This is a genomic window from Pseudomonas kurunegalensis (assembly GCF_030291635.1).
GTDB lineage: Bacteria > Pseudomonadota > Gammaproteobacteria > Pseudomonadales > Pseudomonadaceae > Aquipseudomonas > Aquipseudomonas monteilii.
Genome location: NZ_CP127871.1, coordinates 4,223,493 through 4,246,178 on the forward strand (window position 1 = coordinate 4,223,493; position 22,686 = coordinate 4,246,178).

Consider the following 22,686-nt stretch of genomic DNA (forward strand, 5'->3'; position numbering starts at 1 on the left):
TGCGCGAAGGCGTTAGACAGTGAAGGCGTCTTGCAGCAGTTTTTCCTGCTGTTCGGCGTGCTTCGAAGCGTAACCACAGGCTGGCGCGGCAGAAGCGTCGCGGCCGGCGTATTCCAGGACCAGCGCCTTGTTGTGGCGGCCCAGGATACGGCGCATGTGGTGCTGGCTGCTGTACCAGGCGCCCTGGTTCATCGGCTCTTCCTGACACCAGACCGCATGCTTGAGGTTGGTGTACGGCGCCAGGATTTCGACCAGGTCGTCCTCCGGGAACGGATACAGCTGCTCGATACGCACGATGGCGATGTCTTCGCGGCCTTCGGCACGGCGTTTTTCCAGCAGGTCGTAGTAAACCTTGCCACCGCACAGGACCAGGCGTTCGACCTTGGCCGGATCGAGGGTGTCGATTTCCGGGATCACGGTCTGGAACGAGCCTTCGGCCAGGTCTTCCAGGGTCGAGATGGCCAGCTTGTGGCGCAGCAGCGACTTTGGCGTCAGCACGATCAGCGGCTTGCGCAGCGGACGGATAACCTGACGACGCAGCAGGTGGTAGATCTGAGCCGGGGTGGTCGGTACGCACACCTGGATGTTGTGCTCGGCGCACAGCTGCAGGTAACGCTCCAGACGCGCGGAGGAGTGCTCCGGACCCTGCCCTTCATAACCGTGTGGCAGCAGCATGGTCAGGCCACACAGACGGCCCCACTTGTGCTCGCCGCTGGTGATGAACTGGTCGATCACCACTTGCGCACCGTTGGCGAAGTCGCCGAACTGGGCTTCCCAGATCACCAGCGCGTTCGGCGTGGTGGTCGAGTAGCCGTATTCGAAGGCCAGTACCGCTTCTTCCGACAGGAAGGAGTCGTACAGGTCGAAGCGCGGCTGCTCCGGGAACAGGTTCTTCAGCGGTACGTAGGTGCTGGCGTCCTTCTGGTTGTGCAGCACCGCGTGACGGTGCGAGAAGGTGCCACGGCCGATGTCCTGACCGGTCATGCGGATCGGGTGACCTTCGAACTGCAGGGTGGCGTAAGCCATGGTCTCTGCATAACCCCAGTTGATCGGCAAGCCACCGGCCTGCATCTTCTGGCGGTCTTCGTAGATCTTCGCGACCTGACGCTGAACGACGAAGCCTTCCGGAATTTCCAGCAGCTTGGCCGACAGGTCTTGCAGGGTCTTGAGGTCGAAGCGGGTGTCGTGACGCGCGGTCCAGGCATGGCCCAGGTACGGGCGCCAGTCGACGAACAGCTCGCGGTTCGGCTCCTTGACCAGGCTCTTCACAACGTGCAGACCGTTGTCCAGCGCGTTGCGGTACTCGTCGATCTTGGCCTGGGCGCGCTCGGCATCGATGCGGCCGGCCTGGATCAGTGCATCGGCGTACAGCTCACGGGTAGTGCGCTGCTTGCTGATTTGCTGATACATCAGCGGCTGGGTACCGTTTGGCTCGTCGGCCTCGTTGTGGCCGCGACGACGGTAGCAGACCAGGTCGATCACCACGTCACGCTTGAACTGCATGCGATAGTCGATCGCCAGCTGGGTGACGAACAGCACCGCTTCCGGGTCATCGCCGTTCACGTGCAGGATCGGCGCCTGGATCATCTTGGCAACGTCGGTGGCGTACTCGGTAGAGCGCGCATCCAGCGGGTTGCTGATGGTGAAACCCACCTGGTTGTTGATCACGATGTGCACGGTGCCGCCGGTCTTGAAACCGCGGGTCTGCGACATCTGGAAGGTTTCCATGACCACGCCCTGGCCGGCGAACGCTGCGTCGCCGTGGATCGAGATCGGCAGTACCTTGTCGCCAACGGTGTCGTTGCGGCGGTCCTGACGGGCGCGCACCGAACCTTCGACCACTGGCGATACGATTTCCAGGTGGGACGGGTTGAACGCCATGGCCAGGTGCACTTCGCCACCGGCGGTCATCACGTTCGAGGAGAAGCCCTGGTGATACTTCACGTCACCGGAGCCCAGCTCGTTCATCTTCTTGCCTTCGAACTCGTCGAACAGCTCGCGCGGGTTCTTGCCGAAGGTGTTCACCAGGACGTTCAAACGGCCACGGTGGGCCATGCCGATCACGACTTCCTTGGTGCCGTAGGAGCCGGAACGCTGGATCATCTCGTCCAGCATCGGGATCAGGCTTTCGCCGCCCTCAAGGCCGAAACGCTTGGTGCCCGGGTACTTGGTGCCCAGGTATTTCTCAAGGCCTTCACCGGCAGTCACGCGCTCGAGCAGGTGAGCCTGCACGTCAGCGGAAAACTCCGGACGGCCGCGCACGCTTTCCAGGCGCTGCTGGAACCAGCTGCGCTGCTCGGAATCGACGATGTGGGTGAACTCGGCGCCAATGGTGCGACAATATGTCTTCTGGAGCGCCTCGAAGATCTCGCGTAGGCTCGCCTCCTCTTTGCCGATGAACAGGTCGCCGGCACGGAAGGTCGTATCAAGATCGGCATTGGTCAAGCCGTAGTGATTGATCGACAGGTCTACGGGCGCAGGACGCTGCCACAACCCCAACGGGTCGAGCTTGGCAGCCTGATGGCCGCGCATACGATAGGCCTGGATCAGTCGCAGAACTTCAACCTGCTTCTTCTCGTGTTCACTGCTCACGCTCCCGGCGGATACCGGTTGGGCGCGGCGCTGGTTCTTTGCCAGCAGTACGAAATGGTCGCGGATTGTCGAGTGCGATACATCGGTAGCGGTGCTGCCGTCGGCGGGCAACTTCTGGAAGTAGGTGCGCCACTCTTCTGGCACAGCGTTAGGGTCGTGCAGGTAGAGCTCGTAGAGCTCTTCCACATATGCAGCGTTACCACCTGAAAGGTGGGCGCTTTCCCACATGCGCTGCATCACGCTTTCTTGCATGCTTGGTCACCCTCGATTAGGGGACTGATCGGCGAGAGCCACAGCAAACCTGGAAAAGTCCGAATACAGCGACTGAACCACGCCACTTGGATCCTGCTGATTTTCCGGGTACCAGCCCGGAAAGCCCCTGCTGGTCTCATATCTTCATAGGTAATGAACGCAGGCTTTGTGGGCCTTTGTTCGGGTTTTACCTCAGTGCGGGCTCACCACCCGCACCTCGGCTTACTGCAGGTACAACACTTTGTATCAGGTGCCGCTTTGCAGCAGCATGTTACGTACGTGACCGATTGCCTTGGTCGGATTCAGACCTTTCGGGCAAACGTTTACGCAGTTCATGATCCCGCGGCAGCGGAATACGCTGAACGGGTCATCCAGGGACGCCAGGCGCTCCTGAGTCTTGGTGTCGCGGCTGTCAGCCAGGAAGCGGTAGGCTTGCAGCAGTGCAGCCGGGCCCAGGAACTTGTCCGGGTTCCACCAGAACGACGGGCAGGACGTCGAGCAGCACGCGCACAGGATGCACTCGTACAGGCCATCCAGCTTGTCACGGTCTTCCGGCGACTGCAGGCGCTCGATGGCCGGTGCCGGGGTATCGTTCTGCAGGAACGGCTTCACCTTCTCGTACTGCTTGTAGAAGATGCTCATGTCGACCACCAGGTCACGAATGACCGGCAGGCCTGGCAGCGGGCGCAGAACCAGCTTGTTGCCTTTGACCACACCCGACAGCGGGGTGATGCAGGCCAGGCCGTTCTTGCCGTTCATGTTCATGCCGTCGGAACCGCACACGCCTTCACGGCAGGAGCGACGGTACGAGAAACCTTCGTCCTTTTCCTTGATCAGCGCCAATACATCGAGAACCATCAGGTCCTTGCCGCCGGTATCGACGTCGAACGACTCCATCTTGGGCGCCGAGTCGGTGTCCGGGTTGTAACGATAAACTTCGACTTTCAACATAGCAGCCACCCTTAGTAAGTCCGGACTTTTGGTTCGAAGGCTGGAACAGTCTTCGGCGCAAAGTTGACGCCGCGCTTGGCAACGCGCTTCTCACCCGGGTAGTACAGGGTGTGGCACAGCCAGTTTTCGTCGTCACGGTCTTCGAAGTCTTCACGGGCGTGAGCGCCGCGGGACTCTTTACGGGCTTCGGCCGCGATGGCGGTAGCTTCGGCGACTTCCAGCAGGTTCTGCAGCTCCAGCGCTTCGATACGCGCGGTGTTGAAGGCCTGGGACTTGTCGTTGATCTTGACGTTGGCGATACGCTCGCGCAGGCCAGCCAGCTGCTCGATACCCTTCAGCATGTATTCGCCAGTACGGAATACACCGAAGTAGTTCTGCATGCAGCTCTGCAGTTCGCGCTTCAGGCTCGCAACGTCTTCACCCGTGGTACGCCCGTTGAGGTTGTTCAGGCGGCTCAGGGCAACATCGATGTCGGTGTCGCTGGCGTCGAGATGTTCGATGCCGTCGCTCAGCGCCTTCTCCAGGTGCAGGCCGGCAGCACGGCCGAACACCACCAGGTCGAGCAGCGAGTTGCCGCCCAGACGGTTGGCACCGTGAACCGATACGCACGCCACTTCACCTACGGCGAACAGGCCCGGGATGATGTGGTCCTGGCCTTCGGCGTCCATGGTGATGGCCTGGCCATGAATGTTGGTGGCAACGCCGCCCATCATGTAGTGGCAGGTCGGCACGACCGGAACCGGCGCGACCACAGGGTCGACGTGGGCGAAGGTCTTGGACAGTTCGCAGATACCTGGCAGGCGGCTGTGCAGCACTTCCTCGCCCAGGTGGTCCAGCTTCAGCAGTACGTGGTCCTTGTTCGGGCCCACGCCGTTGCCGGCGATGATTTCCTTGACCATGGAACGGGCAACCACGTCGCGGCCGGCCAGGTCTTTCGCGTTCGGCGCGTAACGCTCCATGAAGCGCTCGCCGTGGGCGTTGATCAGGTAGCCACCTTCACCACGGCAACCTTCGGTTACCAGTACACCGGCGCCGGCGATACCGGTCGGGTGGAACTGCCACATCTCGATGTCCTGCACCGGTACGCCTGCACGCAGGGCCATGCCGATACCGTCACCGGTGTTGATCAGGGCGTTGGTGGTGGAGGCGTAGATACGACCGGCACCGCCAGTGGCCAGAACGGTGGCCTTGGACTTGATGTACATGGTTTCGCCGGTTTCGATGCAGATCGCGATCACACCGACGAACGCACCTTCCTGGTTCTTCACCAGGTCAACCGCGTAGTACTCGTTGAGGAAGGTAGTACCGGCTTTCAGGTTGCCCTGGTACAGGGTGTGCAGCAGCGCGTGACCGGTACGGTCGGAAGCGGCACAGGTACGGGCGGCCTGGCCACCCTTACCGAAGTCCTTGGACTGACCACCGAACGGACGCTGGTAGATGCGGCCGGTTTCGGTACGCGAGAACGGCAGACCCATGTGGTCCAGTTCGAAGACCGCAGCCGGGCCTTCCTGACACATGTATTCGATAGCGTCCTGGTCACCGATGTAGTCGGAACCCTTGACGGTATCGTACATGTGCCAGCGCCAGTCGTCGTTCGGGTCGGCCGAAGCGATGGCGCAGGTGATGCCGCCCTGGGCGGATACAGTGTGCGAACGGGTCGGGAAGACCTTGGTGACTACGGCAGTCTTGTGGCCGCCTTGAGCCAGTTGCAGCGCGGCGCGCATGCCGGCGCCGCCGCCACCGATGATGATGGCGTCGAAGGAAATGGTTGGAATGCTAGCCATGGATCAGATACCCCAGAGAATCTGCACACCCCAGACGAAGTAAGCGAACATCGCAACGCCGCATACCGCCTGGAACAGGAAACGAATCGCAGTTGCCGACTTGCCGAACGACATAGGCGTCAGGTAGTCGGTTGCAATGGTCCACATGCCGACCCAGGCGTGAGCGCCCAGGGCAACGAGGGCCAGCAGACTGAAGATCCGCATCGCGTTGTTGGAGAACAGACCATGCCACTGGGTGTAGTCGATGCCTGGGTGGGCGACCACGTAGCCGATCAGGAAGAGGAAGTAAGCCGCGAGAACGACCGCAGAAACGCGCTGCGCCATCCAGTCATAGAGGCCCGAACGCGACAGGTTCGTGACATTGGTTACCATACCCAAACTCCCACCAGAACGATCAGCACCACGGAGATGACGATCACGATTTTCGAGCCCAGCTTGCCGCCTTCCAGCGTCTCACCGATACCCATGTCCATGATCAGGTGACGAACACCTGCCACGAGGTGATAAAGCAGGGCAGACAGCAGGCCCCAGGTCACGAATTTGGCCAGCGGGCTGGTCAGACACGCCTTCACCTCACCGAAGCCTTCCTCGGAACCCAGCGACTTGCCCAGTGCATAAAGCATGATGGCAAGACCGAGGAACAGGATGACGCCGGAGATACGGTGCAGGATGGACGTGTACGCAGTGACGGGGAGCTTGATGGTCCTTAGGTCTAGGTTTACAGGTCGTTGGCTTTTCACGGCTTTTTTCACACTGAAGAGCCCCTAGCGAATCAGGGCAAAGTTGTTGGTAAGTGTACTGGTCAGGTACCCACCACCCAGGGAACGGCGACCCCCAGCAGTTCGGGCTTGCAAGCCCCTGGCGGTCGGGTGCCGAGTATAGACAGTTAGGCTGCTTATGACAACGTGACGGGGTAGCCCAAATAGCGCATTGCCTTTAGCGAACAAAAGGCGTAAATGGGCGAGAATTTCGGGAAAAATCAGGCTTGAATGCTTGATTCAACAAGCCTTTAGGCAAATTGACATCTGAATTTATCCCTCTATAGTGGTGCGGGCCCTGCGTGGGGGGTCTGTCTGATGATTTCTAGCATTAATAGGAGGCCACATGGCTGACAAAAAAGCGCAGTTGGTCATCGAGGGCGCTGCCCCCGTCGAGCTGCCCATTCTAACCGGCACCGTTGGTCCTGATGTAATCGACGTCCGCGGGTTGGGGGCCACTGGTCACTTCACCTTCGACCCTGGTTTCATGGCGACTGCCTCGTGCGAGTCGAAGATCACCTACATTGACGGCGACAAAGGGATCCTGCTGCACCGCGGCTACCCGATCGAACAACTCGCCGAACAATCCGACTACCTCGAAACCTGCTACCTGCTGCTCAACGGCGAACTGCCGAATGCCGAGCAGAAGGCCCAGTTCGTCAGCACCGTCAAGAACCACACCATGGTTCACGAGCAGCTGAAGTCCTTCTTCAACGGTTTCCGTCGCGACGCTCACCCGATGGCGGTGATGTGCGGCGTGGTCGGCGCCCTGTCGGCGTTCTATCACGACTCCCTGGACATCAATAACCCGCAACACCGCGAAATTTCCGCGGTGCGCCTGGTCGCCAAGATGCCGACCCTGGCCGCGATGGTTTACAAGTACTCCATGGGCCAGCCGATGATGTACCCGCGCAACGACCTGTCGTACGCGGAAAACTTCCTGCACATGATGTTCAACACCCCGTGCGAGATCAAACCGATCAGCCCGGTACTGGCCAAGGCAATGGACCGGATCTTCATCCTCCATGCCGACCACGAGCAGAACGCCTCCACCTCCACCGTTCGTCTGGCCGGCTCGTCGGGTGCCAACCCGTTCGCCTGTATCGCCGCCGGTATCGCCGCACTGTGGGGCCCGGCCCACGGCGGTGCGAACGAAGCCGTACTGACCATGCTCGATGAAATCGGCGATGTTTCGAACATCGACAAGTTCATCGCCAAGGCCAAGGACAAGAACGACCCGTTCAAGCTGATGGGCTTCGGTCACCGCGTGTACAAGAACCGCGACCCGCGCGCCACCGTGATGAAGCAGACCTGCGACGAAGTCCTGCGCGAGCTGGGCATCAAGAACGACCCGCAGCTGGAACTGGCCATGCGCCTGGAAGAGATCGCCCTCACCGATCCTTACTTCATCGAGCGCTCGCTGTACCCGAACGTCGACTTCTACTCGGGGATCATCCTCAAGGCGATCGGCATTCCGACCAGCATGTTCACCGTGATCTTCGCCCTGGCACGTACCGTGGGCTGGATCTCGCACTGGAAAGAAATGCTCTCCAGCCCGTACAAGATTGGCCGCCCGCGCCAGCTGTACACCGGCGAGCAGAAGCGCGACATCGTTGCGCTGCAGGACCGCAAGTAAGCTTTACTGGCCGAACGCAAAAAGGCTGCCCTTGGGCAGCCTTTTTATGGTCTTTCCTGCGCCGGCCTCTTCGCGGGTAAACCCGCGAAGAGGCCGGCGCAGGCAGCACAAAACCTCAGTTTTTCTCAGCCCGCTCCCGCAGCCCTTTCAGGGTATTGAACGGCGCATCCACCACGAACTTGTTGGCCACCATTGCCGGCACACTACCACCCGGCTCGGTGTGCACCTGGTAGGTCACTTCGGTGCTGTCACCCTTGGGCACCAGCTTCCAGAAGCCCTCCACTTTCGCCACCCGCACAAAGCCCTTCTCTTCCGGGACATAGGTCGGCTCTTCGACCAGATTACGGGTCAAGCTGCCATCAGCCCCCTTGACCGTGGTGATATGCAGCACCGAATCACGCGGCGTCACCGGCCACGGCGTGTTGAACTGGGTGTAGGTCCAGCTCTGGTCACCTTCATGCTTGAGCAGCTTTTGCGACTTGCACTCGTGAATCCATGCACAGGCGCCGACCACGTCTTCCTGCAACGCCTGCACCTTGGCCAGCGGCGCCTTGATCACGGTCACGCCTTGATAGGCCTTGTACTTGGAACCAGCCACTTCACTGAGGGAAACCTTGATCCCCTCCTCGTCCTTGGCCACTTGCCAGTTTTCAGCCCAGGCCACCGGCGACAGCAAAACACCCATGCCACACAGCAGTGCAATACGCTTGAACGATCTCATCATGTTTATCCTTGTTGTCGAAGATCCAGCCTCTCACGCCGCCGTCATCTGCTCCCACCAACCCAGAATCCTGATTGCCTCGTCACGGTCGCTGCCGCACACCTCGACATCCGCCTTGAAGCCACCGCACACCGCCGGCCGCTCGGGCTTGCCAAACAGGTCGCAGAGGTTGGCAGCCGTCAGGTGCAGGCAGCGCTCACCCGCCGGCTTGCCATTGGGCATGCGCGGCATCGCAGAAGTGATGGACGGGGCGATGCAGCAGGCACCACAGCCCTCACGGCAATTCATGGCTATTCACCAAAATCAGGACTCCCTGGAACAAAACGGGACGAACGTCCCTGGATAGTAACCGCTCAAACAGGCGTTTGAAATTGCTGGCACGATGAAATGTGCAGTGACCCGGCAGTCAGTTTGACTGCTACTGCCGGTACTCGAAATCGATGGCCGCCCCTTCAACGTCATGACGGCTGTCGTTGCGCAATTGCAACTGCATTTCGTTGTTGATCAGCCGGCCATTGAGCTGGAACGGGCTGTCGTTGGTTTCTGGTTTCTCGGTAAACATGGGCGGCAGCAAGGGTTTGCGTCGCTGAATCGGCGACGGGGTGCCAACGTTCGGCTCAAGTGAGTTGACCATATCGACCGGCAGGCTGAGGTCAAGCTTTGCCTTTGGCAGTGGCTTGGCCACCGCCTTGCTGACCGGCTTGTGCGCCTTGGTCTTGCTGTTGGCGGCTTTTTTTACCACCTGCTTCTGCGCAGGCTCGGCTGTCGCCTTCTTCTGCACTGGCTTGCCCTGGGTTACCGGAGCCTGGCTGGCCGGCTGCGCAGCCATGGCTGGCACACAGCAGAACGGTGCAAGGCACAAGATCAGGGCAAAACGGCGTAAAGCATTCATGGCAAATGGACAGACTGGCAGGAAAGGTGCGTATGCTCCCTGTTCCACAGGCAGCTGGCAAGCCTTACAAAAGTGTGAGCGCAGGCTCCCGGCACAACTGCTGAGCCAGCAAGCCGAGGGTAATCACCGCACGCTCGGCCTCCTTGTTCCACGGAATACCGCAATTAAGGCGGATGCAGTGGTTGAACTGCTCTGTATTACTGAATATTAGCCCTGGCGCAATGCTGATGCCCTGCTCCAGCGCCCGCACATGCAGCTCCTGGGTGTTGACCCGCCCGGGCAGGCTCACCCACAGAATGAAACCGCCCGTGGGCCGGGTCATCTGGGTGCCTTCGGGGAAGTGCTGCTGCACTGCCAACTGGTAGGCACTGAGGTTCTTGCGATACTCCTGGCGGATGTAGCGCAGGTGCCGGTCGTAGCCGCCATTCTCCAGATAGGCCGCCACCCCCATTTGCGTGACGCTGCACGCCGAGTGGGTAGTGAAGGTTTGCAGCCGCTGGATTTCGTCCTGGTAGCGCCCGGCAATCATCCAGCCAACACGTACGCCGGGGGACAGCGTCTTGGAGAAGCTTGAGCAATAGATAACCCGGTCCAGCCGGTCGAACGCCTTCAGCGCCTTGGTCTTGCCCTGCTCGAACATCAGCTCGCCATAGATATCGTCCTCGATGATCTGGATATCGAAGTCCGACGCCAGCCGCAGCAGTTGTTTCTGTCGCTCTTCCGGGACGGTGCCACCCAACGGGTTGCTCAGCCGCGCGGTGAGCACCAGGGCCTTGATCGACCACTGGTTGGCCGCCAGCTGCAAAGCTTCAAGGCTGATGCCCGTGGACGGGTCGCTGGGGATCTCGATCACCTTCAGGCCCAGCAGGTCCGCCAGCTGCAGCAAGCCGTAATACGTCGGCGACTCGGCGGCGATCAAGTCCCCCGGACGCGTCAGCACACGCAATGACATTTGCAGCGCATCGACGCAACCGTGGGTCACGATCACCTCACGCGGGTCGACCAGTACACCGGCATCGCGCATGCGAATGGCAATCTGCCGGCGCAACGGCTCGAAACCCGGGCTGAACATGTAACTGAACGCGCGCGGGCTGTGAAAACGGGTGACCTTGGCAATTTGCTGGTGCAGGGCACGCACCGGCAGGTAGTCGACATGCGGCACCGCAGCGCCGAACGGAAACACACCGTCACGGCGCGCCTCGGTGAGCACTTGCTGAATGATGCTGGCACGGGTCACCAGACCAGGGCGCTCCACCCGAGCGATGTCGGGGGTTTGCGCAGTCAGGGCCGGCGTCTGGTGCACATAGTAGCCAGACTGCGGCCGCGCGCGGATCAGCCCTTGATCTTCGAGGTTGGCATAGGCCTGCAGCACCGTGGCATGGCTGACGTTGAGCTGGGCGCTCATCTTGCGCACGGAGGGTACCCGCTCGCCTGGCTGGTAGACACCACGGCGGATGTCATCGGCCAGTTGCTGGGCGATACGCTGGTACAGCAGCAGGTTGGTCATGGCGGCAGGCTCGTTGTTCTTGTGCGGCTCGATGACGGTAAAGGATACCGTAACAGTTGCAAAGTGTACTGGGACAGAATGCAACATAGTCGACAATACAACAGCGTGATAACTATCGAAACGATTAAACCGACAAAAAGAAGGGCCGCATGGCGGCCCCTCTATGGGTCGAACTCAGCGCGCAGGCGCGAGCCTGCCCTTGTCATCGGAGAATACGATTTCTACCCGACGATTCTGCGCCCTGCCCCGCTCAGAGGCATTGGCCTCGATCGGGTACTGATCGCCATAGCCCTCGACCTGCAAACGCTTTTCGTCGATGCCCAGGTCCACCAGCATGTCAGCCACGGCCTGCGCCCGGTCGCGAGACAGTTTCAGGTTGTCCTCGGCCGCGCCGGTGCTGTCGGTATAGCCTTCGATGCGTACCACCCGACGCGGGTTAAGCTGAAGGAACTGCACCAGCTTGAGCACGGTGCGGCTGGCCGAGTTCTTCAGGTCGGCACGGCCGGTATCGAACAGCACGTCGCCCAAGGTCATCACCAGGCCACGGTCGGTCTGCTCCGAGGCCAGCGCCGCGATTTGCGACTCGACCCATTTGCCCTGTTGCTGCACGCTGGCCAGCTTGGCCTCGCGCAAGGCCAGCTGCAGGCGCTGGCGCTCCAGGTCGAGCTTGGTCTGGCGTTCCTGGTTCAGCGCCAGCTTGGCATGCTCACGGGCAATTTCGCTGTAGCGCTGGCTGAGGTAAGCGTAATGGCGCACATCGGAACCGGTACCGATGTAGCTGGACAAACGCTCGGCACGGGCCAGCGACTCGCCCGCTCGGATCACATCGCGCGGCGCACTGCGCAGCACATCGGAATCATCCTTGACCTTCGCGAAGGCGGCACTGGCTTCATCCAGCGCTGCAGAACTGCGCTGGCTGGCACAGCCTTGCAAGCCTGCGGCCAGCGCCAGCACTACCAGCGCAGCCAACGGTGTGCGGCGGATCATGGCTGCACCTCCAGTTGCTTGCGCAGGCGCTTGACCCGCGACTGCAACAGCTGGAGCTGCTCTTCGCTCTTCTGGTTCAGCACCTGGGCCTCGGCCAGACGTGCATCCAGCTCGGCCTGCTCGGCACGCATGCGCGCATCGCGGTAGTCTTCGGTCAGCATGTTGGCCTTGGCCCGGGCCAGCTTGTCTTCAGCCAGCTTCAGCGTTTCGACCTGCTCGGTGGCACCTACGGCCTTGGCCTGCTCCAGGGCCTGTTCGGAAATGCGCATCTGCTCGTCAGGGGCCGGATCATTGGCGCAGCCAGCCAGGCCAAGCATGGCCAAGGCAAGGATTAGTGGTTGGGTTCTCACGCAATCTTCCTAGTGTTTGGGGGCGTCCGCCGGCACCTGCAACTGCGCTTTCCAGCGCTCGACATTTCGCTGCAGGACCGCCTCGGACGCACCGGAGATCGGCAATTCTGTCAGTTTTTTCGCCAATTGCCCACGTAACCAGCTGTCATTGCAGGCCGAGTTGTGCGAAAGGGCCAGGTACAGGCCTGGCCGGTCCACCGGCAGGCCACGGGCGATCAGGTCATTGCTCATACCCAGGCTCTGGGCCATGGCCATGCCTGAATAGCGGCCAGCCAGCACATAATCCACTTGGCCGAGCACCAGTTTCTGGAAGGCCTGGGTAAGGTTCTGCGCCGGCACCAGCTTGAGCTGGGCCTTGGCGAAGGCGGTGAAGGCCGGGGTCAGCCGTGCGCGCTCGGACAAGCTGCCCTGATACCTGGCCAGGTCCGCCGGGCCATCGAAGGTAAGCTGGGCATCATGACGCGTCCACACCAGGTACTCGTTGAGCTGCAACGGCGGGTGGATGTAGTCCAGCGCGGTCAATTGCTCCACCTGCATGGGGGTGTCGAGCAGCAGATCCATGCGGCCACTGCGCACTTCCTCCAGCGCCTGGTCACGACGACCTGCACTCAGTACTTCGACTTTTACACCCAACTCGCCAGCCACCTGACGCAGCAGGTCCACGTTGGCGCCGATCAGGTGTTTAGGGTCTTGTGGGTCTTGCCACGAATAGGGCGGTGCATCAGGGCTGCCGGTTGCCACCAGGCGTTCGCACTTGCCTGCCGCCATGACCAGCGGTGAAAACAGCGCCGCCATGCATGCCAGCACCCTGCCCGTTTCACGCAACGTCATCCCTCACTCCTCAACCCATAAAAAAACCCGACCCTCGAAACGAGGGCCGGGTTCTTTATAAGTGAAGCAGGCGGATCAGACCAGCTTTTCCAGCTCCGGAACCGCTTCGAACAGGTCTGCGACCAGGCCGTAGTCGGCTACCTGGAAGATCGGCGCTTCTTCGTCCTTGTTGATCGCAACGATCACTTTGGAGTCCTTCATGCCGGCCAGGTGCTGGATCGCGCCGGAGATACCGACGGCGATGTACAGCTGTGGCGCAACGATCTTGCCGGTCTGGCCGACCTGCATGTCGTTCGGCACGAAGCCGGCGTCGACCGCAGCGCGCGAAGCACCGACGGCAGCACCGAGCTTGTCGGCCAGGCTGTACAGGTGCTTGAAGTTGTCACCGTTGCCCATGCCACGGCCGCCGGACACGACGATCTTGGCAGCGGTCAGCTCTGGGCGGTCGGACTTGGCCAGCTCTTCGCCAACGAAGGCCGAAATGCCAGCGTTGTGCGCAGCACCAACAGCTTCAACAGCGGCCGAACCACCTTCGGCGGCGACAGGGTCGAAGCCGGTGGTACGCACGGTGATGACCTTGACCGAAGCGCTCGACTGCACGGTGGCAATGGCGTTACCGGCGTAGATCGGGCGTTTGAAGGTGTCGGCGGACTCGACCGAGATGATCTCGGAAATCTGGTCCACGTCCAGCAGCGCGGCAACGCGCGGCAGGATGTTCTTGCCGTTGGTGGTGGCCGGAGCCAGCACGTGGCTGTAACCGCTCGCCAGCTCTTTGATCAGCGGCGCGACGTTCTCTGGCAGCACGTGGGCGTAGGCAGCGTTATCGGCAACCAGCACCTTGGCCACGCCAGCGATCTTGGCAGCAGATTCGGCAATGCCGCCGACGTTCTGGCCAGCGACCAGCACGTGTACATCACCACCGATCTTGGCGGCAGCAGCAACAGTGTTCAGGGTAGCCGGGGCTACGGCACCGTTTTCGTATTCAGCGACAACCAGGATAGTCATTTAGATTACCTTCGCTTCGTTCTTCAGCTTCTCGACCAGTTCGGCCACCGATTTGACCTTGATGCCAGCGCTGCGGGCAGCCGGGGCTTCAACCTTCAGGGTCTTGTTGGTGGAGGCGAGGGAAACGCCCAGCGCGTCCGGAGTAACAGTCTCCAGCGGCTTCTTCTTGGCCTTCATGATGTTCGGCAGCGACGCGTAGCGCGGCTCGTTCAGGCGCAGGTCGGTGGTGACGATGGCTGGCAGGTTCAGCGATACGGTCTGCAGACCGCCATCGATTTCACGGGTGACGTTCAGCTTGTCGCCAGCCACTTCGACCTTGGAGGCGAAGGTGCCTTGCGCGTAGCCGGTCAGCGCAGCCAGCATCTGGCCGGTCTGGTTGTTGTCGCTGTCGATGGCCTGCTTGCCGAGGATGACCAGCTGTGGCTGCTCCTTGTCGACAACGGCTTTCAGCGCCTTGGCCACAGCCAGGGAGTTCAGTTCGTCAGCGGCTTCTACCAGGATGGCGCGGTCGGCACCCAGGGCCAGGGCGGTACGCAGTTGCTCCTGGGCAGTGGTCGGGCCGACGGAAACGACGACGATCTCGGTCGCAACGCCTTTTTCCTTCAAGCGGACAGCCTCTTCCACGGCGATTTCGCAGAAGGGGTTCATGGACATCTTGACGTTAGCAAGGTCGACGCCGGAGTTGTCCGCCTTGACGCGAACCTTGACGTTGTAGTCGACCACTCGTTTGACAGCTACAAGAACCTTCATGGATTCCTCGTTACTCTCCGGTGAATAGATAGTCGCCTGGGACTGAGCCCTGCGATGCGCGTGGGTACAAGGGCACCTCTAAAAACGTATCGGGAGGCAATAACTTCACAGTGACCGAACAGTCTTGTTCGGACCATTGCGACAAATACTCACGGGTCATTTTCTGTCGTGGCGTGTAAACTCCACTACAAACCGGCCAAAGGCCGCAAAACCCTGCTCCACACCTGGTCTTTAGAGGTGTACCTGCGCCCGGCTGCAAGCCTACGGCGAACGTAAAACCGCTCGTATCTTGACCGTAACACCCCATCCGGTCAATACGGCAAATCGGTCACCCTCCAGCCGCGCTCCTGTGATTTTACTGGCCTGCGGCAAATTCAAACAAACGTTTGTATTGGACCCGCCAAGTGGTGTAGATATAATGCGCGACCAAGACAAAACGGTGTAGTCCGTCATTTGCGCAGCTACAGTTCCGCTCCCGTGATGAGCCACTGCGCGCAAGCACCCATAAGACAAAGCAACAGCACGAGCCTTGATGAGTAGGAGAGAACCAGTGGAACGCGAATACATGGAATTCGACGTGGTCATCGTCGGCGCCGGCCCGGCGGGCCTGTCCGCCGCCTGCCGCCTGAAGCAGAAGGCCGCCGAAGCCGGTAGCGAAATCAGCGTCTGCGTGGTGGAAAAAGGCTCTGAAGTGGGCGCCCACATCCTCTCCGGCGCGGTGTTCGAACCCCGCGCCCTGAACGAGCTGTTCCCCGACTGGAAGGAACTCGGCGCGCCGCTGAACACCGAAGTGAAGCGCGACGACATCTACGTGCTCAAGGATGCCGGCAGCGCCACCAAGGTGCCTGACCTGTTCGTGCCCAAGACCATGCACAACGAAGGCAACTACATCATCTCGCTGGGCAACCTGTGCCGCTGGCTGGCCCAGCAGGCCGAGAACCTGGGCGTGGAAGTCTACCCGGGCTTCGCCGCCCAGGAAGCGCTGTTCGATGAAAACGGCGTGGTGCGCGGCATCGTCACCGGTGACATGGGTGTGGACCGTGAAGGCAACCCGAAAGACGGCATGTACACCCCGGGCATGGAGCTGCGTGGCAAGTACACCCTGTTCGCCGAAGGTTGCCGTGGCCACATCGGCAAGCAACTGATCAAACGCTTCAACCTGGACAGCGAGTCCGATGTGCAGCACTACGGCATCGGCCTGAAGGAAATCTGGGAAATCGACCCCGCCAAGCACGAGCAGGGCCTGGTGGTACACACCGCTGGCTGGCCGCTGGACGTGATGGCCAAGGACAACACCGGGGGTTCGTTCCTTTATCACCTGGAAAACAACCAGGTGGTGGTCGGCCTGATCGTCGACCTCTCGTACGCCAACCCGTACCTGTCGCCATTCGACGAGTTCCAGCGCCTGAAGCATCACCCGGTAATCAGCCAATACCTCGAAGGCGGCAAGCGCATCAGCTACGGCGCCCGCGCCCTGGCCAAGGGCGGCATCAACTCGCTGCCGAAAATGGTCTTCAATGGTGGCGCGCTGATCGGCTGCGACCTGGGCACCATGAACGTGGCCAAAATCAAAGGCAGCCACACCGCGATGAAGTCCGGCATGCTCGCCGCCGAAGCCGTGGCTGATGCACTGCTCGCCGGCAGCGAGGGCGGCGATCAGCTGAACAGCTACGTCAGCGCCTTCAAGGCCAGCTGGCTGTACGAAGAACTGTTCGCCAGCCGTAACTTCGGCCCGGCCATGCACAAGTTCGGCCCGCTGCTGGGCGCGGCGTTCAACTATGTGGACCAGAACTGGTTCGGCGGCAAGCTGCCGTTCACCCTGCACGACACCAAGCCGGACTACGCCTGCCTCAAGCTCGCGGCCGACTCGAAAAAGATCGACTACCCGAAACCGGACGGCAAGCTCAGCTTCGACAAGCTCAGCTCGGTATTCCTCTCCAGCACCAACCACGAAGAGGAACAACCCTGCCACCTGAAGCTGACCGACCCGAACGTGCCGATCGCCAGCAACCTGCCGCTCTACGACGAGCCGGCACAACGCTACTGCCCGGCAGGCGTGTACGAAGTGGTCACCCAGGAAGACGGCAACAAGCGCTTCCAGATCAACGCGCAGAACTGCGTGCATTGCAAGACCTGTGACATCAAGGACCCGGCCCAGAACATCACCTGGGTTACCCCTGAAGGCGCGGGCGGGCCGAACTACCCGAACATGTAAGGCCCCTGCCCTGGCGGCAACAAAAAGCCCCCGGCTCTCACGAGACGGGGGCTTTTTGTTGGCTGCCAATATCAAGCAGTACGCACTTCCTCGAAGAGCTCAGGATGGCGATCCAGCAGTTTGAGTAGCTTCACCAGCGCCACTGGCGGGGTGGTCTTGCCGTTTTCGTAACGGGAGAACGCATTGACCCCACCACCGAAAATTTCCCCCGCTTCACGCTGGTCGAGGTCAAACTTCCTGCGCATGGCTGCAATGAAGGCAGGATCAACAACAGCGCCATTCACTTGTCGCTCAAAGGCCGACATCAGGTCACTCATACGCTGCGCCTCACCCATGCGCAGTACCACCTCACCGCAGGCCGGGCAGTAGTCACCAAAAACATCTGGAATGACAGTAGCTTCACCCTTGTAGCGATAGGGCATGTCCTTGGATTGCGCGACCAATTCCGCACCTCCACACAGTGGGCATTTCATTTCATAGCTCCTTGAAAGACACGATGAGAAGGTCGTCAACCACCATCAACTTGAGGTAAACCTTGCCTACGGCGGTCTGGGGACGATAGACGTCCTGCCAGACTCGATGATTGTTGTAGGCCGTCATGCTCTTGTGAAAGTCGGCTGCCGTTAGCTCGCGAACAATGTTCAGCATGGCGAAAGGCTCAATCCCCAGCGCCCGCGCACCCTGCGCGGCTACCCCGGTAGTACGCACCTTACCCAGACTCAACAGCGCCTTCACACGCTCCAGCGGACAATGAGGCGTTCTCTTTTCCATGAGAAATTAACCTTCCAGGTTAAATTTGGCTAATAGGTTATTCCAATAACCCCCGCCTGGAAGGATGCCTCAATGCCCCGAGACCGTTACCAGCTCATTTGTCACCGCACATGATCGGCATCGGCTCCGCCGCGAACGCCAATGGCTCACGACGCCCGAAATACAACGCTGTCAGCAGCCCCACCGTGCCCATGACCAGACAAAAACCGACACACACCCACGGGCTCCACGGCATCAGCGCAATCAGCGCCAGCGGCGTGGTACTGGCCCACAGCGCGTAGGCCACGTTGTAGGTGAAGGAAATGCCCGACACGCGAATCTCGGCCGGGAACAGTCCAACCATCACCGACGGCACCACACCGACCACGCCGCAGGACAACCCCGCCAGCGCATAAGCCAGCCAGGTCATCTCCCACTGCCCCACCAGGCTGGCGTACAGCGCACCAATCCCCAGCGGCAGCAACAAGCTGTAGAGCATCAGCGCACGCCAAGCCCCTACGCGGTCGACCAGCAACCCGGCCAGCACGCAGCCGATGTTGAGGAAAACAATGCCTACGCTGCTCAGGGCGAAGGTGTGCCCGGCGCTCATGCCAAAGCGTTGCTGCATTACCGTGGGGGTGATCACCACCAGCACCACCACGGCCGAGGTCAGCACACAGGTCAGCAATGCCGCCGGAATCAACGCCCGGCGGTGCTCGCCCAGCACCCGCCGCAGCGGGAATTTCACCGGCTGTTCCTGGCGCGCACGCAGGGCGAGGAACACCGGTGTTTCGCTGAGCCAGCGGCGCAGCCACACGCCAATCACACCAAACACGCCACCCAGCAGGAACGGGTAGCGCCAGGCGTAATCGAGGATTTCCTGCGGCGTGAACACTTGCGCCAGCAACGTCGCGGTCAGTGCCCCCAGCAGGTAGCCGAAGGTCAGCCCGGCCTGCAAGAAGCCCAAGGCATACCCACGCCGCCCGGCAGGCGCGTGCTCGGCGACGAAGGTCCAGGCACTTGGCACCTCGCCCCCCACGGCCGCGCCCTGGAGGATGCGCAGCGCCAGCAGGATCAACGGTGCGGCATAGCCGATGTCGGCATAGGTCGGCATTACCCCGATCAGCAGGCATGGCAGGGCCATCATCAGGATGCTCAGGCTGAACACCCGCTTGCGCCCCAGGTGGTCGGCGAAGTGCGCCATCAGGATGCCGCCCAGCGGCCGCGCCAGGTAGCCGGTGACGAAGATCCCGAAGCTTTGCAGCAGGCGCAGCCACTCTGGCATCTCGGGCGGGAAGAACAGCTGGCTGAGGGTCAGCGCAAAAAATACGAAAATGATGAAGTCGTAAATTTCCAGCGCGCCGCCCAGTGCCGCCAGGCCCAGGGTCCGATGGTCGCCGCGGCTGAACCGGGGCGGGCGAGCGGTATCGATGGCAGTCATGGCAGGGTCCGCAAATCGGCAAAGGGCAAGAGGATAGCAAATAGCTGCCCCGTTGCCCCGCCTGCTGCGCCGCTAGCGGTTGAACACCGTGTGCGCGAAGTTGGCCCGCGGCCGTGGCCTGGCCGTAGCCGTCGGCATGGCGCCCGGCAGCGGCAACTTGCCGACCAGCATCGGTCCGTCGATGATCGCCATGAATGACTCCAGCGCCTCGTTATCGGGCACCTGCGGCAGGCTCAGGCTGACCGCCTGGCGCTCGGCCTGCGGCACCGCAGGCACTTTCAACTGGCTGGAATGGTAAAGCAGGGCGTGCTGGATCTGGGTACTGACGCGACAAAAACGCTCCAGGTCAACCCCGGCATGGCTGGCCAGTTCGATATTGCCCAGCAGCAAGTGAAAAGGCTGCAAGGCGCACTGCACCAAACGCTGCAGCTCCTCGAAGCTGTCAACGGGGGCGATCCGATAGTAGCCCATGCCATTGAGCAGCCGCTCCAACTGCAGCCGCTGGCAGGGGTGGGTGTCGGCAATGAGAATGCGCAGGGTCTTGTTTGCCATGGTCGGGCCTGGGCAGCTGGGTAATGGGCACATTCCATGACCTTACTGCGCCCGTCAAGGCGACTGCCAAGGCCATGCCTGGCAGCGGTCTACTTTGATAGAAGTCGGGAATGCCGCATAAATCAAGTGATTGACTGACGGAATTTGCATTTGCCTTTAGCCCGGTACTGCGGTTTGCCACTTGCGCTCACCCCGTCAAGCCGTGCAGATAACCGCGCGCCTAAACCCGGACGCTCGCCCTTCGTTTAAAGGAGGCTCATGCCCCAAGGCATCGCCTCTTACATTCGCGGAGAACCCAGATGTTTCGCCCGGCCCTAGCCTTTTTCGCCCTGACCCTGTCCAGCGTCGCATGGTCCGCCGAGCCCTGTTCGGTAGACATTCACAGTACCGACCAGATGACCTACGACCTGAAAACGATCACCGTACCGCCAACTTGCCAGCGCTTCACGGTTAACTTGCTGCACACCGGCACGCTGCCCAGGAACATCATGGGCCACAACTGGGTGCTGGCCAAAAAGGACGACATCAAAGGCGTGACCACCGATGGCGCTGCGGCAGGTGAAGCCGATAACTACCTTCAGCCGGGCGACAAGCGCGTGCTCGCCCATACCCGACTGATCGGTGGCGGCGAAAAAGATTCGGTCACTTTCGACACCGGCATGCTGCAGGCAGGTCAGGCGTACGCGTTCTTCTGCTCCTACCCTTTCCATTCCACCATGATGAAAGGCACCCTCACATTCGGTACCTCGTCAGGCAGCTGACGCTATCGGAAAGTGGGCCGCACAAGCCGAACGTGCGCTCAGGCCTCGGCCCACTCACGCATACGCAGCCGGCAATGCTTCATGGCGTTGACGATATGCTTCTCCACCATGGCCTTGGACAGGCCAAGACGCGCGGCAATCTCCCCATGTGACAGGCCTTCGAGCTTGCGCAGCAAAAAGCACGCCCGGCAGGTTTCGCTCAGCTCCGCCACTGCACGCTGCAGCAACTCCAGGCGTTCTTCCTGGCGACAGGCGCCGTGCACGGGGGCGACGAAGAATCGCTCATCGGTTTCCAGAACCTCCAGAGGCTCGGCGCGACGAAGCTGGTTGCGCCGATGACCATCGGTGACCAGGTTAAGGGCGGTACGGTAAAGGAAAGCGCGGGGATGGGAGATCTGCGTGTCGTCACACCGCTCGAGTACCCGCAGATACGCCTCCTGCGCGATATCCTCGGCAGCATGGTGGCTACCCAGACGCGAACGAAGGAACCCGACCAGTTCACGGTAGTAATGCTCGAGCAGTACACCCGAAGACGGCATCGAAGCGCTTTCCCTGTTATCCGATGATGGTAGAAGACCGCTGCAGGCCAAGTAATGGCACCGCTGGCGCATAAAATATAATAATTCTCATCAAGCTTAAAGACGTTGTTACATTTCCACGCCCGCAACGCGCGCTCCCCGCTAAATCCGCCCTGATCGCTTTCGTTTAATCGGCAGCCTCCCTAGCTGATCCTTGGTGACAGCGGCCCTCTCATGGTCGGAAATCCTGCATGATCCCTCAACGCCTTACCCGTCGTGCCGTAACGCTCGCGCTGTGCCTTATTCCGGTGGCCGTATTCGCCACCTGGCAACTGTTGCCCGGCGAGGCCGAGCAGCGGCCGTTCGTCAGCGTCAGCCGTGGCAACATCGAATCCAGTGTCACCGCGCTGGGCACCCTGCAGCCCCGTCAGTACGTCGACGTGGGCGCGCAGGCCTCCGGGCAGATCCGCACGTTGCACGTAGAAGTCGGTGACACCGTCAAGCAGGGGCAGCTGCTGGTGGAAATCGACCCTGCCACGCAACAGGCCCAGCTGGATGCCGAGCGCTATGCCATCCAGACCCTGAAAGCGCAGGTCAAGGAGCAGCGTGCCGAGCATCTCCTGGCCGAACAACAGTTGCGTCGCCAGCAGCGGATGGCCAGCGACGGCGCCACGCGCGAAGAGGATGTGCAGACGGCCCAGGCCAAGGTGCTGACAACCCAGGCGCGCATCGACATGTATGAGGCGCAGATTCTCCAGGCGCAGGCCACGTTGCGCAGCGCGCAAGCTCAGTTGGGCTACACCCGCATCTACGCCCCGATCGGCGGTACCGTGGTGGCTGTCGATGCCCGAGAAGGGCAAACCCTGAACGCGCAACAGCGCACCCCGCTGATCCTGCGGATCGCCAAGCTGTCGCCGATGACGGTATGGGCCGAGGTCTCGGAAGCCGACATCGGCCAGGTCAAGACTGGCATGCAAGCCTACTTCACCACCCTGGGCAGCGGCGGCAGGCGCTGGACCAGCACCGTCAGGCAGATTCTGCCGATTCCGCCCAAACCGCTGGACCAGCTCAGCCAGGGCGGCGGCAGCCCGGTTGCCACCGGTACGGCAAGCGGCAGCGGGACCGGCCGCGTGGTGCTCTACACCGTGCTGCTGGATGTCGACAACGATGACAACGCGCTGATGGCCGACATGACTGCCCAAGTGTTCTTCGTCGCCGGATCTGCCAAGGATGTGTTGACCGTGCCCATCGCGGCGCTTCAGGGACGCGGCCAGGGCGAGGGGCTGCAGACTGCCCATGTTCTGACCGGCAAAGGCGACGTACAGACGCGCCAGGTACGTACCGGGCTTAGCGACCGCCTGCGCGTGCAGATACTCGACGGGCTTGCCGAAGGTGACAAACTGCTGATCGGCCCTGTCGGCGGTGAGGGTTGA

Annotated in this window: 23 protein-coding genes; 4 read left to right on the forward strand and 19 right to left on the reverse strand. The window is 61.2% G+C overall.

The window, feature by feature from the left end; translation table 11 throughout:
• Positions 1–12 precede the first annotated feature (12 nt).
• The 5 genes from QQ992_RS19315 to sdhC form a co-directional block, all read right to left on the reverse strand.
• Complete coding sequence (locus QQ992_RS19315) at positions 13–2,844, reverse strand: 2-oxoglutarate dehydrogenase E1 component (protein ID WP_105946497.1); 2,832 nt, start codon at positions 2,842–2,844, stop codon at positions 13–15.
• Positions 2,845–3,090: 246 nt separating this feature from the next.
• Positions 3,091–3,795: a succinate dehydrogenase iron-sulfur subunit gene (locus tag QQ992_RS19320; RefSeq protein WP_012315348.1), complete on the reverse strand. Its 705-nt coding sequence runs from the start codon at positions 3,793–3,795 to the stop codon at positions 3,091–3,093.
• Between the two features lie 11 nt (positions 3,796–3,806).
• On the reverse strand, positions 3,807–5,579 hold the full coding sequence (gene sdhA / locus QQ992_RS19325) for a succinate dehydrogenase flavoprotein subunit (protein ID WP_060500822.1): 1,773 nt from the start codon (positions 5,577–5,579) through the stop codon (positions 3,807–3,809).
• Between the two features lie 3 nt (positions 5,580–5,582).
• On the reverse strand, positions 5,583–5,951 hold the full coding sequence (sdhD, locus tag QQ992_RS19330) for a succinate dehydrogenase, hydrophobic membrane anchor protein (protein WP_003254214.1): 369 nt from the start codon (positions 5,949–5,951) through the stop codon (positions 5,583–5,585).
• Entirely contained in the window at positions 5,945–6,331 is a 387-nt protein-coding gene (gene sdhC, locus QQ992_RS19335) for a succinate dehydrogenase, cytochrome b556 subunit (protein ID WP_012315350.1), read from the reverse strand. Before sdhC ends, sdhD begins: the two co-directional genes overlap by 7 nt.
• Positions 6,332–6,683: 352 nt before the next feature.
• On the opposite strand from sdhC, the gene gltA reads away from it, so the two are divergent.
• Complete coding sequence (gene gltA, locus QQ992_RS19340; protein WP_016711651.1) at positions 6,684–7,973, forward strand: citrate synthase; 1,290 nt, start codon at positions 6,684–6,686, stop codon at positions 7,971–7,973.
• A gap of 115 nt (positions 7,974–8,088) precedes the next feature.
• On the opposite strand, the gene QQ992_RS19345 is transcribed toward gltA, so the two are convergent.
• The 9 genes from QQ992_RS19345 to QQ992_RS19385 form a co-directional block, all read right to left on the reverse strand.
• A complete protein-coding gene (locus tag QQ992_RS19345) occupies positions 8,089–8,694 on the reverse strand; it encodes an START domain-containing protein (RefSeq protein ID WP_025753288.1) in 606 nt (201 codons plus the stop codon).
• 33 nt (positions 8,695–8,727) lie between these two features.
• The gene (locus QQ992_RS19350) at positions 8,728–8,982 is read right to left on the reverse strand and encodes a YkgJ family cysteine cluster protein (RefSeq protein WP_009684718.1); all 255 of its coding nucleotides are present in this window, start codon (positions 8,980–8,982) and stop codon (positions 8,728–8,730) included.
• Between the two features lie 130 nt (positions 8,983–9,112).
• Entirely contained in the window at positions 9,113–9,586 is a 474-nt protein-coding gene (locus QQ992_RS19355; RefSeq protein ID WP_286110732.1) for a hypothetical protein, read from the reverse strand.
• A 64-nt stretch (positions 9,587–9,650) separates the two neighbouring features.
• A complete protein-coding gene (locus QQ992_RS19360; RefSeq protein WP_012273358.1) occupies positions 9,651–11,093 on the reverse strand; it encodes an aminotransferase-like domain-containing protein in 1,443 nt (480 codons plus the stop codon).
• Positions 11,094–11,267: 174 nt separating this feature from the next.
• Positions 11,268–12,080 (reverse strand): OmpA family protein, encoded by an 813-nt coding sequence (locus QQ992_RS19365; protein WP_019096319.1) that lies wholly within the window; start codon positions 12,078–12,080, stop codon positions 11,268–11,270.
• A complete protein-coding gene (locus QQ992_RS19370) occupies positions 12,077–12,430 on the reverse strand; it encodes a DUF4398 domain-containing protein (RefSeq protein WP_060500813.1) in 354 nt (117 codons plus the stop codon). The genes QQ992_RS19365 and QQ992_RS19370 overlap by 4 nt, the downstream gene beginning before the upstream one ends.
• 9 nt (positions 12,431–12,439) lie before the next feature.
• On the reverse strand, positions 12,440–13,261 hold the full coding sequence (locus QQ992_RS19375; protein ID WP_286110733.1) for a substrate-binding periplasmic protein: 822 nt from the start codon (positions 13,259–13,261) through the stop codon (positions 12,440–12,442).
• A gap of 75 nt (positions 13,262–13,336) precedes the next feature.
• Positions 13,337–14,266: an electron transfer flavoprotein subunit alpha/FixB family protein gene (locus QQ992_RS19380; protein WP_264360164.1), complete on the reverse strand. Its 930-nt coding sequence runs from the start codon at positions 14,264–14,266 to the stop codon at positions 13,337–13,339.
• Positions 14,267–15,016: an electron transfer flavoprotein subunit beta/FixA family protein gene (locus QQ992_RS19385; protein WP_016498683.1), complete on the reverse strand. Its 750-nt coding sequence runs from the start codon at positions 15,014–15,016 to the stop codon at positions 14,267–14,269.
• A 550-nt stretch (positions 15,017–15,566) separates the two neighbouring features.
• On the opposite strand from QQ992_RS19385, the gene QQ992_RS19390 reads away from it, so the two are divergent.
• Positions 15,567–17,231 (forward strand): electron transfer flavoprotein-ubiquinone oxidoreductase, encoded by a 1,665-nt coding sequence (locus QQ992_RS19390; RefSeq protein WP_433963091.1) that lies wholly within the window; start codon positions 15,567–15,569, stop codon positions 17,229–17,231.
• A 71-nt stretch (positions 17,232–17,302) separates the two neighbouring features.
• On the opposite strand, the gene QQ992_RS19395 is transcribed toward QQ992_RS19390, so the two are convergent.
• From QQ992_RS19395 to QQ992_RS19410, 4 genes are all read right to left on the reverse strand, one after another.
• Positions 17,303–17,704 carry a type II TA system antitoxin MqsA family protein gene (locus QQ992_RS19395; RefSeq protein ID WP_119369314.1) on the reverse strand — a complete coding sequence of 134 codons (402 nt, stop codon included), beginning with the start codon at positions 17,702–17,704 and terminating at the stop codon, positions 17,303–17,305.
• Between the two features lies 1 nt (position 17,705).
• Positions 17,706–18,002, reverse strand: coding sequence for a type II toxin-antitoxin system MqsR family toxin (locus QQ992_RS19400; protein WP_119369313.1), 297 nt, complete (start codon positions 18,000–18,002; stop codon positions 17,706–17,708).
• A gap of 94 nt (positions 18,003–18,096) precedes the next feature.
• The gene (locus QQ992_RS19405; protein ID WP_286110734.1) at positions 18,097–19,422 is read right to left on the reverse strand and encodes an MFS transporter; all 1,326 of its coding nucleotides are present in this window, start codon (positions 19,420–19,422) and stop codon (positions 18,097–18,099) included.
• Between the two features lie 72 nt (positions 19,423–19,494).
• Positions 19,495–19,974, reverse strand: coding sequence for a histidine kinase (locus tag QQ992_RS19410; protein WP_286110735.1), 480 nt, complete (start codon positions 19,972–19,974; stop codon positions 19,495–19,497).
• A 299-nt stretch (positions 19,975–20,273) separates the two neighbouring features.
• Between QQ992_RS19410 and azu the strand changes: the two genes are divergently transcribed.
• Positions 20,274–20,735: an azurin gene (azu, locus tag QQ992_RS19415; RefSeq protein ID WP_119369310.1), complete on the forward strand. Its 462-nt coding sequence runs from the start codon at positions 20,274–20,276 to the stop codon at positions 20,733–20,735.
• Positions 20,736–20,773: 38 nt separating this feature from the next.
• Here azu and QQ992_RS19420 read toward each other — a convergent pair whose 3' ends face one another.
• Complete coding sequence (locus QQ992_RS19420; RefSeq protein ID WP_286110736.1) at positions 20,774–21,274, reverse strand: sigma-70 family RNA polymerase sigma factor; 501 nt, start codon at positions 21,272–21,274, stop codon at positions 20,774–20,776.
• 230 nt (positions 21,275–21,504) lie between these two features.
• On the opposite strand from QQ992_RS19420, the gene QQ992_RS19425 reads away from it, so the two are divergent.
• Complete coding sequence (locus tag QQ992_RS19425; protein ID WP_286110737.1) at positions 21,505–22,686, forward strand: efflux RND transporter periplasmic adaptor subunit; 1,182 nt, start codon at positions 21,505–21,507, stop codon at positions 22,684–22,686.